A 14,995-nucleotide genomic window follows, 5' to 3' on the forward strand; every position below is an offset into this window, starting at 1 on the left:
CGTCAGCTCTCGAACCGGGCCCAGTACCGGACTTCCCGGCACCGGCCGAGGAAATCGGCCACCGATGCGCCGGCCGCGAGATCCATGACACCGGCATCGAGTTCGCCGGTCAGTCCCGCGGCAGCGAAGAGCGAACCCGCATTGCGGTGAGCGATGAACTTGCCGTGCGCGTAGGCGTCGCTGACGAAATCGCGCGCCGGCGGCAGCGTGGCGAGTTCGGCGGCGCCGGCGTCGGTCGCGAGGATCACGACCGCGTCGTAGAGCACCGACGGTCCGCCGTCGATCTTCTGGTCCGCTTCGATGCGTCCGCCGTCGTCGGTCGTGACACCGCCGACCTTCGGCGCGATGACCTCGAGAATCGCCTGCTCCGCCTGCACCGCGTCGCGCACCTCGGCGAATGCCTTCGCGTCGACGCCGTCGGTGACCAGCACGCCGATCTTGCGTCCCGCGATGCTGTCCGGGCCGTTGCGCACGATGCTGAGGGCCGGTGAGGGCGGCAGATCGGTGATCGGCTCGCGTGCGCAACGCGCCGGTTCCGGCAGTTCCGCGAGGCCGAGGCCGTCGGCGACCGCCGTGGCCAGATCCTCGTGGACGTTGCGCAGCGCGCCGACGACCCGGGCACGGATCTCGACTCGATCGCATTTGCTCAGCTCGAAGACGAACGCGTCGACGATGTGCTGCTGTTCGATACTCGTCTGGCTCACGAAGAACTGGCGGGCCTGGCTGTAATGGTCGGCGAAACTCTCCGCCCGCAGCCGGCGTTCGGGACCCGAAATCGTCTCGGGATAGGTCGTGAAGCCGCGTTCGGGATCCTCGCGCGGACCCTTGATGTCGTCGGGCCAGGAATTGGGCTCGTAATTGACGCGGCCCTTCGGATTGACCATGGCCATATGGCCGTCCTGCTGGAATGTCGCGAACGGGCACTTGGGCGCGTTCACGGGCAGGTGCGTGAAGTTGGGGCTGCCGAGCCGCTTGAGTTGCGTATCGAGATACGAGAAGTTCCGGCCTTGCAGCAGTGGATCGTTCGTGAAATCGATGCCCGGCACGATGTTCTGCGTGCAGAAGGCGACCTGCTCGGTTTCGGCGAAGAAATTGTCGACGACCCGGTTCAGCACCAGCTTGCCGACCGGACGCACCGGCACTTCCTCTTCCGGAATGATCTTCGTCGGATCCAGGATGTCGAAGGCGAAGCGATCGGCGAAGTCGTCGTCGAACAGCTGCATGCCCAGTTCCCATTCCGGATAGTCACCGGACTGGATGGCATCCCACAGATCGCGGCGATGGAAATCGGGATCGGCGCCGTTGATCTTCAGCGCCTCGTTCCACACCACCGACTGCAATCCCTGCTTCGGCTTCCAATGGAATTTCACGAAGGTCGAGCGGCCCTCGGCATTCACCAGCCGGAAGGTGTGGACACCGAATCCCTCCATGAACCGGAACGAGCGCGGGATGGCCCGGTCGGACATGATCCACAGCAGCATGTGGGTCGATTCGGGGGTGAGCGAGACGAAATCCCAGAAATTGTCGTGCGCGGTCTGGGCCTGCGGAAAACCGCGGTCGGGTTCCTGTTTGGCGGCGTGGACCATATCCGGGAACTTGATGGGGTCCTGGATGAAGAAGACCGGAATATTGTTTCCGACCAGATCCCAGTTACCTTCTCGGGTATACAGTTTCACCGCGAAACCGCGGACGTCACGGGCGAGATCGAACGACCCCTTGTTCCCGGCCACCGTGGAGAACCGGACGAATGCCTCGGTCCGGCGACCGGCCTCCTGGAAAGGATCGGCCCGGGTCAGATCGGACAGCGAGTCGTAGTTCTCGAAGTAGCCGTGCACGCCGAAACCGCGGGCATGAACCACGCGCTCCGGAATCCGCTCGTGGTCGAAGTGGAAGATCTTCTCGCGAAAATGGAAATCCTCCAGCAGCGCGGGCCCGCGCTCCCCCGCCCGCAATGTGTTCTGATCGTCTCCGACCACCACACCCTGCTGGGTGGTCAGCCGCACGTCGTCTCCGGATGCCTCCTGGTGGGTTTCGCCGCCGTTGCCCGGCCGACCCGCCACGTTGTCCGTCATCTCCCGACCTCCTGCCGCTGTACGCCGAACCGTTCGGTCACCGAGCCGATACCCGCCCGCCACAGCGGCAAACGTTCGCGCGGCTATCGACAGGGCCACGCGGTAAACATCAGCGAGGGAGCGCACCGGACCCCGACATCGAGCGAAAATCGTTGCACCCCTCGGCATCCCGATCGATCAGCCGGTGGACGGCTCGGGCCGGCCCTGGAGACGGCGAGTCCGGGCAGCACGACGGCAAACCGATACCTCCGTGCGCCCGGCTATGGCGTTCACGACCGGTGATCACCCACGAGATCACCCGGGCCGCGATACCTGTTCCCCCGCGGTGCCGGCAGCAGTCAGTGCGCTCCCGCTCCGGCGAGGCGCTGCGCGAGGAGTTCCTTCCCCATATCCGCCCCCTTGCGGCTGTCGGCCTGCGCCCGCCGGAAGAAGTCTGCGAGTTCGGCGTCGCCGGCTCGCTCGGCATCGCGGCTGTAGACCTCCATCCGCAAAGCGTTGCTCATACACTGTTCGGTGAACCAGACCAGGTTGTAGTCTTTGTCCAAGGTGCCCGTGAACTGCCCGGTTTCCTGTTCCTTACCCATCGTGATCCTCCTCGTCGGACGCATTTCCCTCCCCATCACGCGCACTACCCGAGTCGATCGCGACTATTCCTCGGCGGGTGACCGAAGTCCCTCCCGACGGCGGGCACCGGCCGGTGGACAAGGCCACAGCGACATCGCAGGCTGCACAGAGGAGTGAGGCCGAGCGCCATGACCGAGCAGACGAAGAGATCGATCATCGCGACCGCGCTGCTGGCCGGGGCCGCCGTCCTGGTGGCGCCGGCGGTGGCTCCCGCCGATTCCCCCACCCGGACGGTGGGGCCCGGCACCTCGCTGGGCCTCTGCACGATCACCGCGGCCGGACACGACGCGGCGGGCAACGCGGTCGCCCTCACCGCCGGCCACTGCATGTTCAGCCCTGGACAGAGCGTGGTCGCGCCCGGCATCGGCAGAATCGGCCACTACGCCAGCTGGACAACCAAATGGGCTCTGCTGCAATCGGATTCGACCAGCGACTGGGCCGTCATCGCGCTTCGCCCCGGCCTCGGCATCTCGACGGAGGCCCCGAACGGCGCCGTCATCGACCACTTCGGCGCGGCCCCCGCCCCCGGCAGCCGCATCGACAAATACGGCAGCACCACCCGGTCCACCAGCGGCCAGGTCGATTCGGTCGTCGACAACGTGATCCACACCTCCGTCCCGGGACTCAACGGCGACAGCGGCGCCCCCGCATATCAGGGCACGGGCCTGGTGGGCATCGACTCGCAGATCAACCCCACGACACCGGACGGCCCGTTCTGGTTCTCCGGCATCGAGGGCGTGCTGGCCGAGATCAACTCCCGTCCGGGGATCGTCGGCTACGGCTTCCGAATCGGCTGATCCGATGTGCCGCTCAGACAGATCAGCGTCTGCTGGCCGGTGGCGATCAGCGTGCGCCGATCATCCCGCACACCGAACACCTCCAGCCTGCACACGGTCAGCGTGCGCCCCGATTTGAGGACGACGCCCACCGCCTCGAGGTGATCCCCCTCGGCCGGCGCGAGCAGATTGATCTTGTACTCCACCGTCAGCACCGACGAGTCGTCGGGGAACAGCGTGTACGCCGCATACCCGCCGGCACTGTCCGCGATGGCGCTGGTCGCACCGGCATGCACATACCCGTGCTGCTGCGTCACCTCCGGCCGGTGCGGCAGTTCGATGTGCACCCGCCCCGGCCCGATATGGGCGAGCCGGGCGCCCAGATGACGCATGAGCCCCTGCCGCTCGAAACTGTCCCGAATGCGCGCCCGCACAGCGGGACTCGCCTGCTCGTGCGCTGCCTCGTCCATCGATCTCCTCGTGAGCCCGTTCGCGGCGCACATCGTATCCCCCGCGTACTGCGACCACCCGGCGGCGATGGCGTCAAGCGGTCAGCTGGAAGCGGACGAGGCGGGTTCTGGCGGCCGCGTCCCGGAGCTCTTGTTGTGTGGGCTGCCGGTCGCCGGGGAGTCCGAGCATCAGGCCTTTGGCCGCCTTGGGGCCCTTGCGGTCGGCGAACTCTTTCAGGACTGCGACGATCTCGCCGGGCCCTTCGATGACGACCGGGACGGCTATGCGGTTCCGGCCGCGGATGCGTAGACCGACGGTGGGTCCGCCGCGCAGGTTGATGACCCAGCCGAGGTGGCTCGACAGGGCGAGGACGGTACCGGGATCCCAGTCGAAGTACCCGATGGGGATGGTGAACCGGCGGCCGCTCTTGCGGCCGGTATAGGTGAGCAGCATGAGTCGGCCGCTGAGCGGCTTGTGGAACGGAGATGCCAGCAATGGGCGAATTATCTTGTTGGCGAACCGGAAAATCCATGGCGGTGGCGGACCGGGCCGGTTCACGGCGGCGGACTGGCCGGGGTTGGTCATCGTGCTGTCCTGTCTGTCGTGATTGGCGGGTAGAGCGCAGCCGTCGGGCCCGCACACGGACCTTCCGCCGGGTCGTCCACGGCGGCCGGATGGGACTCGTCCCAGGCCCGGCGCAGAGTGTCGAGCAGACTGTCGCTCGTGTGCGCACCTGCCACACCGAACTTGCCGTCGACAAGGATGAAAGGGGCACCCGCGGCACCCAATCGCCGAGCCCGTGCGAGCTCGTCCTGGACCTGCGGGCGATGGCGGCGTTCGGTCAAAGCGCGCCGGGTCTCGGCTCGGTCCAGTCCGAGTTCCTCGCCCAGGTCGAGCAAATCGTCGAGGGCGAAGACCGGCCGTGCCTGACCGAAGTAGGCCCGGAAAATCGCATCCCAGGCCGCGCGGTTGCAGCCCTCGGTCGTGGCGTGTGCGAGGAACTCGTGCGCCAGATCGGTGTTGCCGACCCGGTTGTCCAGCACCCGATACGGGCTCAGCCCCTCGGCCTCGGCCAGCGCCTCGATCCGGCGCGTCGACACCTCCGCCTGCGCGCCGCTGACACCGTGCTGCCGCAACAGCGCCGCACGGACACCGATCGTGCGATCGGCGGGGAAGGCGCTGCTCAGTGGGAACGAGCGATGTAGGACCTCGATCCGTGTGCCGTGCTCGAGTCGGAACTGCTGGACAGCCCGGTCCAGGCGGTGACTACCCAGCCCGCACCACGGACATGTCACCTCGGCCCAGATCTCCACGCGCATGCCACACCTCCAATTCATATTATTTGTTCGTAACGCCATAATGGACCGGTATCGGAGGCGGTACAAAAGGCACAGCGGTGTGCGTGACGGAGAGGAATGTGCGTCATGGAGCTCACGAACGATTCGGGCGGGGCGGCGGCAGTGGGGCCGTGCGCGAGCATCCCCGCCGAGCACATGGATTTCATCCGCCAGGTACTCGACCGCGTCGGCGACAAGTGGAGCCTGCTGGTGATCGCCGTGCTGGACACCGGCCCCCTTCGCTACACCGACCTGCAGCGCCAGGTGCCCGGCATTTCCCAGCGCATGCTCACCCTCACCCTGCGCCAACTGCAGCAGGACGGATTGATCAGCCGCACCGCCTACGCCGAGGTCCCCCCGCGCGTGGAGTACGCGCTCACCTCACTCGGCCGAGGTCTCCACGAAATCGTCTCTTCCCTGATCGGCTGGGCCGCCGAACATCACGACGAGATCCGCGCCCATCACGCACGCACCGCCATCGCACCCTGAACCGTTCAGCCCCAGGTGTCCGAGCCTGCGCGGCTATCCGAGGATGATCGTCAGTCCGATGGCGGCTGCGACAACGGCGGCGACGATGAGGAGTGCCGCGACGACCCGCGATGTCATGGGCAGTGCTGCCTGCAGGTGGGCGAGCATGCGATGTCCGGCCTCGGTCGGGCAGAGCAACAGCGCGAACACGAGCGCGACGACGGGCGCAACCGCGATCACGACGAAGACCGTGGAAAGGCCCAGGCGCGAGGCCATGGTCTCGTCGGCCATGACGGCGATGGCCCCGTAGAACGGTGCCGAGGTCAGCGACTGGGCCGTCCAGATGATCAGACCGAGCGCGATGGCCGCGACCGGGTGCAGATCGCGATGCACCGGCAGCGACATCGGCGGGCGGAGAAATCCGCGCACCGACATACCGATGACCAGTACCGCACCTACCACCACGATCACGGCAACAGCCGCCGGAGACAGCGAGTCGAGGGCTCGGTGCACGAGCTGCAGGATCACCGTGAACGAGAACACCAGGGTCAGCGCCAGCCCGCAGATCCCACCGATCATGAACGACACGGCTGTCCTCGCATACGCCGCCCGCGAAGCGCTCGATACCCACACAAAGGAGACCGCAAGCAACGCAAGGACATTCACGGAGTCCACTACCGCGAGCGGAACGATCGAGAACAACGAATTCATAGCCCCGTGATTGTGCAGCAGCGCACTCACAACCGGCTCGATGACCCCACCGGCGTCACTTGCCCCTCACGCCACACACCCTGCAATGCGACTGCGGCGGTAGCTGTCCATCTGGGGGTACGCCCCGACACCACAGCGATGACCGGGAACGAACAGCATCGAAATAGGGCGCGAATCCGAATTTCTTGACACTTGCCGGTCAGAAAAGAAGCAGGTCAAGCCCGGTTAGCGGGCTTGACCTGCTGTTTCTGCTCCCCCATCTGGACTCGAACCAGAAACCTGCCGATTAACAGTCGGCTGCTCTGCCAATTGAGCTATAGGGGATTGCTCCGGTTCAGCCCGTGTGGGCTGGCCGAGCACAAACTTTAGCTTATGTCCGGTCCGCTCCCCAAATCGGCCCGGGAGCTGGGGAAATGCGGAACGTGGTGGCAGGTCCGGGGCGCGCGACGCGGGCGCCAACCGGGCTGTGCGGGTGAGGAATTCGAAGGGCCGGCGCCGGGGATCGGAAATTGTCGGTGGGGTCTGGCAAGGTGGTGCCGGATCGACAGTCCGGCTCGGTGTCGGGCAGGATGTACGGCGCGGACAGCTACTGGGAGGAGCCCGAAAGAATGCTGCGGTTGATCATCGGCGTCGCAGCCGGTTACGTGCTGGGGGCCAAGGCGGGGCGGGCTCGCTACGAGCAGATCAGCAAGACCACCCGTGCTGTCGCCGCCAGCCCGGTCACCCGCAAGCTGGTCCAGGCCAGCCGCCAGAAGCTGTCGGATCGACTCAATACCCAGCCGCGGCTCGAACCCATGGAGCCGATCGACGAGCGCACCACCGTCCTCGTCCCTCAGGACCAGCTCCGGCGCTGAGCCGCGAACCCGGGGCCCGCGGCCGGCGTCCTCGCCGGTCCGCGTGCCTCCGAACGCGCCCTACCTACCGGTCGAGCCGATCTCCTCAGGCTCTTGCCCGGTCCGTGCGCCCACCGTGGCGGCGATGTGCCTGGCGAGCAGCTGTGGCGCCTGTGCGTGAGCCAGATGCCCCTGCCCCGGCAGCAGATCGATGCGGGCCTGCGGCAGTGCATCGGCGATGCGGTCGAAGGCGGTGCCGTAGGGTTCGGCGTTCGCGTTGCGTTCGCCCAGCAGGAGGGTGACGGGCACGGTCAGAGCGCGATACCGCTGTAGGTTCGCCGGATAAACATTGATGGCCTCGAGTTCCGTCGGCAGCGGCGCGGCCAGCGGCCGCAGCACCGCCCACGCCGGCGATTCCCGCAGTGCGGCAACATATTCCGCGGAGAACCCCGACACGTCGGTGTTGACCAGCCCCACGGCCGCATCCAGATCGCCGCGGTCGACGGCGGCGCGCAATGCGGGGATCGCGGCGGGGGCGAAGGGCGCCGATACCGGTTCGTAGGCGATCAGCGAGCGCAGATCCGACCGCTCACACGCCGCCTCCAGGGCGACCAGCCCGCCGTAGCTCCACCCGAACAGCTCCACCGCACCGCCGAGAGTGTCGAGGATGTGGTGCAGGTCGTCGACTTCGGCGCGAACGGAGTAGTCCGACCCCAGCGGACCGCTCGGCACCCGCCCGCGGCGATTGATCGTCACCACCGGATTGGGCAGTCCGAGCCGCTCCACCACGGGCCGCCAGGTCGCGGCGTCGGACATCACCCCCGGAACGATCACCAGTGGCGGGCCGTCACCGTCGACGATCTCGGCGGTCAGTACGGTCCCGGAACGATGGAAAGACGTCGATCTCATTCCGATTGGAACGATCAGGCCACGTTGAAATCATCCGAGTTGCCCATGGCCTGGGTGAGCAGGCTCTTGCGGTACTGCTCGAGGGCGACCAGATCGCCGAACAGGGCCATGTAGTCGTCCGGCTGTTCGGTCGACGAGACCCGCTGCAATTTCGACTTGAGCGCGGCGACCTGACGCCCGACCCATGCCTCCTGCACCCGCGCCAGCACGCCGGAGATGAATCGGGGGATGTCGTCCATCGATTTCACCGGCAGCGGCTCGGCGGCCAGTTCGGAGACCAGTGCGCGCAGCATCAGATCGTCGGTGTGGTCGGCGACGCGCGAAACCCATTCCGCGCCACCGAGGCCCGCCGCGGTGCCACCGGCGGCGGCGAGGGCGGCGCGCACGGCGGTGTAGGCGGGGTGGGTGAACGCCTCGGGCTCGAGGCTGTCGAAGATCGGGCCCGCGGTCGCCGGATACTGCAGGGCGGCGGCCAGCACCTGCCGCTGCGGCAGTAGGACCGGGTCATTCGGGTTCGGCCGGGCGGCGGCCGACTCCGCGACCGCTGTCTCGGTGGCCGCTTCCCGGCCGGGCACGCCCTTCACCGGTTTGCCGCGGCGGGCGTGATCGCCGACCCGGCGCACCACCAGCTGGATGTCGTCCCAGCCGACCCATCCGGCGAGTTTGGTGGCGTACGCCTTGCGCAGCGCGTTGTCCTTGATCTGCGCCACCACGGGCACCGCGCGCCGCAGCGCCTCCACCTGCCCCTCGGGGGTGTCGAGGTTGTGGTCGGCGAGCAGCCCGCGAATCACGAACTCGTACAACGGGACTCGCCGGGCCACCAGATCGCGGACCGCTCCGTCACCGGAACGCTGCCGCAATTCACACGGATCCTGCCCGTCGGGCGCGACCGCGATATACGTCTGCCCGGCCAGTTTCTGGTCACCGGAGAAGGCCTTCAGCGCCGCGGCCTGACCGGCGGCATCACCGTCGAAGGTATAGATGATCTCGCCGCGCCAGAAATTGTCGTCCATCAGCAACCGGCGCAACATCGACAGATGCTCGTCACCGAAGGCGGTGCCACACGAGGCGACCGCGGTCGTCACACCCGCCAGATGCATGGCCATCACATCGGTGTAGCCCTCGACCACCACCGCCTGATGGCTCTTGGCGATCTCCCGCTTGGCGTGGTCGAGCCCGAACAGCACCTGGGACTTCTTGTACAGCACCGTTTCCGGCGTATTGATGTACTTGGCGGTCATCTGGTCGTCGTCGAACAGGCGCCGCGCGCCGAAACCGATGACGTCGCCGCTCAGATTCCGGATCGGCCACAGCAGCCGCCGATGGAACCGGTCGATGGGACCGTGCCGGCCGGGCTTGGACAGCCCCGCCGCCTCCAGCTCCTTGATGTCGAAACCCTTGCGCAGCAGGTATTTCGTGAGGGTGTCCCAGCCGGCCGGGGCGTAACCGCAGCCGAACTGCCGCGCCGCGTTGGCGTCGAAATTGCGGTCGGTGAGGTATGCGCGCGCCACCTCCGCACCCGGTTCCCGCAGTTGCGCCTGATAGAACTCGTGCGCGGCCGCATTGGCGGCGACCAGCCGGGAGCGGGTGCCGCGGTCGCGCTGCACCGAGGTCCCGCCACCCTCGTAGTTGATGGTGTAGCCGATCCGGTCGGCCAGCTGCTCGACCGCCTCGACGAATCCGACGTGCTCGATCTTCTGCAGGAAGGCGAACACGTCGCCGCTCTCACCGCAGCCGAAACAGTGGAAATGGCTGTGATTCGGCCGCACGTGGAACGACGGCGACTTCTCGTCGTGGAACGGGCACAGCCCCTTCAGCGAATCCGCACCGGCACGCTTGAGCGACACATATTCACCGACGACATCCTCGATGCGTACGCGTTCACGTATTGCCGCGATATCGCGATCCGGAAGTCGACCTGCCACGGCAACCGAGTCTAGCCGCGTACCGGTCGGCCCACGCCGACGACCGGGGTCATCGGGCCGCGATCCGCTCCAATCGGCTCTCGGTGTAGGAGGCGATCTGGTCGACGATCACGCGTACCCGGGCGGTGTCGTCGGTGGCCGCCTCCCACCACGGGAGCAGGATCGGGTCGAGGCCCTGGGGGGCGCCGGCCAGCAGGCGCTCGGCCACGAAGCGGATGCGCTCGCGCTGTTCGGCCTGGCGTTCGTGATGTCGGGGGTCGGACATCACGTATCGCAGCGCGACCGTTTTCAACAGCGCCACCTCCGCGGCCACGACGGCGGGCACCTCCAGATCGGCGGCGTAGCGGCACAGCGACTGCCCGGTCCACGCCGCGCGGGTCGCCTCGACCGCCGCGGTCGCGAACCGGCCGACCAGATCGCTGGTCAGCCGCTTGAGCGCGACCGAGGCCCGCAGGGTGCCGTCGTAGCCGGCGGCCTCGGCGATCACCTGCAACTGCGAGAGCCGCTGGGCGGCCGCGATCAGATCGTCGGCGGACAGGTCGCGGTGCTGGCGCTGGCCCAGTTCGGCGAGGGCGGCCTGTTCGTCCGGATCGGCGAGCGCCCGCAGATCGATCCGGCCCGCGATCACGCCGTCCTCCACATCGTGCACCGAGTACGCCACGTCATCGGACCAGTCCATGACCTGCGATTCCAGCGACTGCCGACGCTCGGGCGCGCCCTTGCGGATCCAGTTCAGCCGATCCAGATCGGCGTCGTAGGCGCCGAACTTCGCACCGGAAGCCGTTCTGCCCCAGGGGTATTTGACAGTGGCGTCGAGGGCGGCGCGGGTCAGGTTGAGGCCGTAGCTCTCCCCCGCCGTGTCGAAGACCTTCGGCTCCAACCGGGTCAGAATCCGCAGGTTCTGGGCGTTGCCCTCGAACCCGCCGTAGGCGTCGGCGAATTCGTCGAGGGCGCGTTCCCCGTTGTGGCCGTACGGCGGATGGCCGATGTCGTGGGCCAGCCCGGCCAGATCGACCAGATCCGCGTCACAGCCCAGCCCCTCGGCGATGCTGCGCCCGATCTGGGCGACCTCCAGCGAGTGGGTGAGCCGGGTGCGCGGCGTGTCACCGTCGCGCGGGCCCATCACCTGGGTTTTGTCGGCAAGTCGCCGCAGTGCCGCCGAATGCAGCACCCGCGCCCGGTCCCGCGCGAAGTCACTGCGCCGGGCGGGTGACGGCGACCACCGCAACCCCGCCGTGGGCGAGGTCTCGGACACCATGCGCTCGTGGTCGCTGTCGGCATACGGGCATTCGGGCATCGCGTCGAAACTCATGAGGGATACCGCCTGGTACGTGTCTCACTGCTCCGCGGTGTATTTGAAATCCGCGGAGAAGTGGGTGAGCTGATACCACAGCAGGGCGCCGGTTTCGCGGGCGATGCCGTGGAACTGGGACTCCCGGGTGTAGACCGCCGGGCCGGTGCGGGTCGGCGCGGTCCACGCGTCCAGACCGGCATCGCGGGCCATGGTGCGGGTACGCAGCGAATGCCACGGATCGCTGACCAGCACCGCCGACGACAGATCGCGGGCCCGCATCGCGGAGGCGACCGCCTCGATACTCTGCAGCGTGTCCGATCCGGTCTCCACGGCCAGCACCCGGTCGGCGGGTACGCCTCGATTCTTCAGATAGTTCTTACCGGAGGCGGCCTCGGTGTAGTTGTCGCCCACCTGCTTGCCGCCGACCGTGATCACCAGCGGCGCAACACCTTTGGTGTACAGGTGGTAGGCCTGGCCGAGCCGGGCCTCGAACACCGAGGACGGGGTGCCGTCGTATTGCGCGGCGCCCAGCACCACGATCGCGTCGGCACGGCTGTAGTCGTCGATCCGCGCCACCTGCCAGACCCGGAAGGCGGTGCCGCCGACGAGCACGACCCCGATGAGGACGGTGCCGGCGATCACCCGGCGCACCCAGCGCACGACCGCCGATCCGCGCGGACGGCGCGGCGCGGCGGGCGGGCGGGTCGGTGCGGGATGGGTGAGGGCCGAGGGCATTCCCCGAGTGTGCCAGTGCTCGGTCACGCCACGATTGCGGAGCGCCGGATCCTCACCGCTGCGCAGCGCCGGATCGTCACCGCTGCCGGGCACCGGAACCGCTCACCAACCGCGTTGCCGCCACTGCGCGAGCTGCGGACGTTCGGCACCCAGGGTGGTGTCGTCGCCGTGGCCCGGGTAGACGACCGTATCGTCGCCGAAGCGGTCGAACACCTTGCTGGTGACGTCGCTGTAGAGGGAATCGAAATCCTCCGGGGAGGTGGTGCGGCCGACACCACCCGGAAACAGGCAGTCGCCGGTGAACAGATGGGTGCGGCCGGAGCCGTCGGTGAGCGCCAGCGCGACGGAGCCCGGGGTGTGTCCGCGCAGGTGGATGACGTCGAACCGCAAGTCGCCGATCGAGACGGTGTCACCGTCGGCGAGCAGCCGATCCGGCCGCACCGGAAGCGGTTCGGCGTCCAGGGCGTGCGCGGCGGTCGGTACGCCGGTGTCGGCGACCACCGCGCTCAGTGCCTGCCAGTGGTCGAAATGCTGATGGGTGGTGACGATCAGCCGCAGCCGCCCCGGCACCTCCTGGTCCAGCAGGGCCTGGATGCGTTCGGATTCGTTGGCGGCGTCGATCAGCACCGCGTCGCCGGTGGCGGCGTCCTGCACCAGATAGACGTTGTTGTCCATACCGCCGACCGACATCTTGACGATCCGGGCGCCCGGCACGTCGCGCTGCTGCGGATTCGTGCCCGGCGCGACGTGGCCCGTATAGGGGATATCCAGCGTGATCACCCTGCCGATCGTAATCATCGGTTCCGACACGGGTCGGCCGGATCAACGCCCCTCGCGCCGTGTCGGCGGATACATTCGTGCTATGCCGCCGCACTCGCGTCCTCGCCGATCACAGCCGCCGACGCTGCTCGCGGTGCTGCTGTCGATCGTGTTCGGGTTCGTGCTCGGCTGCTGCGGCCCGGCCGTCGCCGACGAACCGATGCGGCTCAACGAATACGTCACCGATTCCGCCCAGGTTCTCGACGGTCCGCAGCGCGACACCGTGCGCGCCTCGGTGGACGCGCTCTACACCGCGCACCGGGAGCGGCTGTGGGTGGTCTACGTCCGCGATTTCGGCGGCGTGGACCCGCAGACCTGGGGGCAGCGCACGGCGACCGCGTCCGGATTCGGCGACCGCGATGTGCTGCTGTCGATCGCGACCAGCGATCGCTCCTATTCCTTCACCGGCGCGCTCCCGCCCTCGGTGAGCGACGCGGAACTGAATTCGCTGCTCACCGATCAGGTCGAGCCGCGACTGCACAACGGTCAGTGGGCCGAGGCCGCGGTGGCCGCGGCCGATGGATTGTCCACGGCCATGGGCGATTCCGGTGGTGTCGGGATCTGGCCACTGATCGTGATCACCCTGATCGTGCTGGGTGTGATCGGTGTGGTGCTGGGGTATTCCCAGTTGCGCCGGCGGGCCCGGGGCCGCGCGGAGACCGACGCCGCCCGCGCGGTCGACCCGACCGACACCGCCGCGCTGGCTCGGCTCCGCCCGGATCTGCTCGAGTCCCGTTCGGCGCGGGTGCTGGTCGACACCGACAACGCGATCCGGGCCAGTGCCGAGGAACTGCGGCTGGCCACCGACGAATTCGGCGCCACCGCGACCGCACCGTTCGCGGCCGCGCTCGAGTCGGCGAAACGGGCGATGGCACATGCCTTTTCGATCCGCCAGCGACTCGACGACGATATCCCGGAAACCCCTGATCAGCGCCGCGATCTGCTGATCGAGCTGATCACCACCTGCGGGCGGGCCGACGCCGAACTCGACGACAGGGTGGCCGAATTCGACGCGATGCGCAATCTGCTGATCGATGCGCCGCAACGACTGGACGCGCTGACTCGCGATGTGGTCGATCTCACCGTGCGGCTGCCGCGCTCGGAGGAGACCCTGCGGCAGTTGCTGGCCGCCCAGCCGGAATCGGTCACCGCGCCGGTGCGCGACAACGTGGCGATGGCACGGGAGCGAATCGGGTTCGCCGAGAACACGATCGAGCAGGGCCGCCTGGCCGCGGCCGCGCCGGTCGGTCGGCAGGGCGGGGTGGTCGCGGCGATTCGCGGCGCGGAGGCCGCGGTGACCGCCGCCCGCACCCTGCTCGACGCCGTGGACACCGCCGAAACCGATATCACCCAGGCGCGGGCCGGGCTGCCCGCGGCGATCGACGAACTGGGCCGCGACCTCGAGACCGCGCAGGGCCTGACCGAACACGGCGGCCCGGAACTGGCGGCGGCGATGTCGGGCGCCCGCACCGCGTGGGAGGCGGCCCGGACCACCGGGGACCACGATCCGCTCGGCACGTTCCACCGCGCGGTCGCGGCCGATACCGCACTGGATCGCGCGGTAGCGGCGGCCGGTGAGCGCAAACTCGCCGCCGAGCAGCTGCGGCGCCGCCTGGACCAGGCCGTGATCGCCGCGCAGAGCCAGGTCCGCGCCGCCGCCGATTTCATCGACACCCGCCGCGGCGGTATCGACGCCGCGCCCCGCACTCGGCTGGCCGAAGCGCAGCGCAATCTCGATCGGGCGCAGGAGCTTTCGGCCACCGATCCGCAGGCGGCACTGAGCAGTGCCCAACAGGCCGCCGATCTGGCCACCCGCGCACTGCACGCCGCCGAGGCCGATGTGCGGGAGTGGCAGACCCGTCGCCCGGCTTCCGGGACGTCACAGGCCGGCGCGGTATTGGGCGGAATTCTGATCGACAGCCTGCTGCGCGGCGCCGGGAGTGGCTATCGCGGCCGTTCGATGGGCGGATCCGGATGGGGTCCGGCCTCTTTCGGCGGCTCCGACAGTTCCCGGCGGATCAGCCGCGGCGGGCGTTTCTGAT

15 protein-coding genes and 1 tRNA gene are annotated in these 14,995 nt (G+C 68.3%); 4 read left to right on the forward strand and 12 right to left on the reverse strand.

Features of this window, described 5'->3' with window-relative positions:
- Nucleotides 1-2: 2 nt before the first annotated feature.
- Together ON23_RS10305 and ON23_RS10310 are read right to left on the reverse strand one after the other, a co-directional pair.
- Nucleotides 3-2,072 (reverse strand): catalase, encoded by a 2,070-nt coding sequence (locus ON23_RS10305; RefSeq protein WP_039777804.1) that lies wholly within the window; start codon nt 2,070-2,072, stop codon nt 3-5.
- A gap of 338 nt (nt 2,073-2,410) precedes the next feature.
- Nucleotides 2,411-2,656 carry a hypothetical protein gene (locus tag ON23_RS10310; protein WP_036508828.1) on the reverse strand — a complete coding sequence of 82 codons (246 nt, stop codon included), beginning with the start codon at nt 2,654-2,656 and terminating at the stop codon, nt 2,411-2,413.
- Between the two features lie 168 nt (nt 2,657-2,824).
- On the opposite strand from ON23_RS10310, the gene ON23_RS10315 reads away from it, so the two are divergent.
- Nucleotides 2,825-3,493: a chymotrypsin family serine protease gene (locus ON23_RS10315; protein WP_039777805.1), complete on the forward strand. Its 669-nt coding sequence runs from the start codon at nt 2,825-2,827 to the stop codon at nt 3,491-3,493.
- On the opposite strand, the gene ON23_RS10320 is transcribed toward ON23_RS10315, so the two are convergent.
- The 3 genes from ON23_RS10320 to ON23_RS10330 form a co-directional block, all read right to left on the reverse strand.
- On the reverse strand, nt 3,472-3,942 hold the full coding sequence (locus tag ON23_RS10320) for a PaaI family thioesterase (protein WP_039777807.1): 471 nt from the start codon (nt 3,940-3,942) through the stop codon (nt 3,472-3,474). The two genes, ON23_RS10315 and ON23_RS10320, sit on opposite strands and share 22 nt — an antisense overlap.
- A 73-nt stretch (nt 3,943-4,015) precedes the next feature.
- Nucleotides 4,016-4,507 (reverse strand): nitroreductase/quinone reductase family protein, encoded by a 492-nt coding sequence (locus tag ON23_RS10325; protein WP_051042353.1) that lies wholly within the window; start codon nt 4,505-4,507, stop codon nt 4,016-4,018.
- Nucleotides 4,504-5,241 carry a DsbA family oxidoreductase gene (locus ON23_RS10330; RefSeq protein ID WP_063821250.1) on the reverse strand — a complete coding sequence of 246 codons (738 nt, stop codon included), beginning with the start codon at nt 5,239-5,241 and terminating at the stop codon, nt 4,504-4,506. Before ON23_RS10330 ends, ON23_RS10325 begins: the two co-directional genes overlap by 4 nt.
- Nucleotides 5,242-5,415: 174 nt before the next feature.
- Between ON23_RS10330 and ON23_RS10335 the strand changes: the two genes are divergently transcribed.
- Nucleotides 5,416-5,748: a winged helix-turn-helix transcriptional regulator gene (locus ON23_RS10335; RefSeq protein WP_223273247.1), complete on the forward strand. Its 333-nt coding sequence runs from the start codon at nt 5,416-5,418 to the stop codon at nt 5,746-5,748.
- Nucleotides 5,749-5,781: 33 nt separating this feature from the next.
- Here the strand turns inward: ON23_RS10335 and ON23_RS10340 are convergent, their stop codons facing one another.
- Together ON23_RS10340 and ON23_RS10345 are read right to left on the reverse strand one after the other, a co-directional pair.
- Nucleotides 5,782-6,315 carry a hypothetical protein gene (locus tag ON23_RS10340; RefSeq protein ID WP_039777809.1) on the reverse strand — a complete coding sequence of 178 codons (534 nt, stop codon included), beginning with the start codon at nt 6,313-6,315 and terminating at the stop codon, nt 5,782-5,784.
- Between the two features lie 374 nt (nt 6,316-6,689).
- A tRNA-Asn gene (locus ON23_RS10345) sits at nt 6,690-6,762 on the reverse strand.
- A gap of 284 nt (nt 6,763-7,046) precedes the next feature.
- Here ON23_RS10345 and ON23_RS10350 point away from each other — a divergent pair.
- The gene (locus ON23_RS10350; RefSeq protein WP_036499775.1) at nt 7,047-7,292 is read left to right on the forward strand and encodes a hypothetical protein; all 246 of its coding nucleotides are present in this window, start codon (nt 7,047-7,049) and stop codon (nt 7,290-7,292) included.
- A gap of 60 nt (nt 7,293-7,352) precedes the next feature.
- Here ON23_RS10350 and ON23_RS10355 read toward each other — a convergent pair whose 3' ends face one another.
- From ON23_RS10355 to ON23_RS10375, 5 genes are all read right to left on the reverse strand, one after another.
- The gene (locus ON23_RS10355) at nt 7,353-8,180 is read right to left on the reverse strand and encodes an alpha/beta fold hydrolase (protein ID WP_051042339.1); all 828 of its coding nucleotides are present in this window, start codon (nt 8,178-8,180) and stop codon (nt 7,353-7,355) included.
- Nucleotides 8,181-8,194: 14 nt separating this feature from the next.
- Nucleotides 8,195-10,105 (reverse strand): DNA primase, encoded by a 1,911-nt coding sequence (gene dnaG / locus ON23_RS10360; protein WP_039777810.1) that lies wholly within the window; start codon nt 10,103-10,105, stop codon nt 8,195-8,197.
- 49 nt (nt 10,106-10,154) lie between these two features.
- Nucleotides 10,155-11,417 (reverse strand): deoxyguanosinetriphosphate triphosphohydrolase, encoded by a 1,263-nt coding sequence (locus tag ON23_RS10365; protein WP_086006885.1) that lies wholly within the window; start codon nt 11,415-11,417, stop codon nt 10,155-10,157.
- Between the two features lie 24 nt (nt 11,418-11,441).
- Entirely contained in the window at nt 11,442-12,134 is a 693-nt protein-coding gene (locus ON23_RS10370) for a YdcF family protein (protein ID WP_039777842.1), read from the reverse strand.
- A gap of 102 nt (nt 12,135-12,236) precedes the next feature.
- A complete protein-coding gene (locus ON23_RS10375; protein WP_039777843.1) occupies nt 12,237-12,932 on the reverse strand; it encodes an MBL fold metallo-hydrolase in 696 nt (231 codons plus the stop codon).
- 64 nt (nt 12,933-12,996) lie between these two features.
- Between ON23_RS10375 and ON23_RS10380 the strand changes: the two genes are divergently transcribed.
- Nucleotides 12,997-14,994, forward strand: coding sequence for a TPM domain-containing protein (locus ON23_RS10380; protein ID WP_039777812.1), 1,998 nt, complete (start codon nt 12,997-12,999; stop codon nt 14,992-14,994).
- Nucleotide 14,995: the final 1 nt, after the last annotated feature.

The organism is Nocardia cerradoensis NBRC 101014 (genome assembly GCF_000308535.1).
Taxonomy (GTDB): domain Bacteria; phylum Actinomycetota; class Actinomycetes; order Mycobacteriales; family Mycobacteriaceae; genus Nocardia; species Nocardia cerradoensis.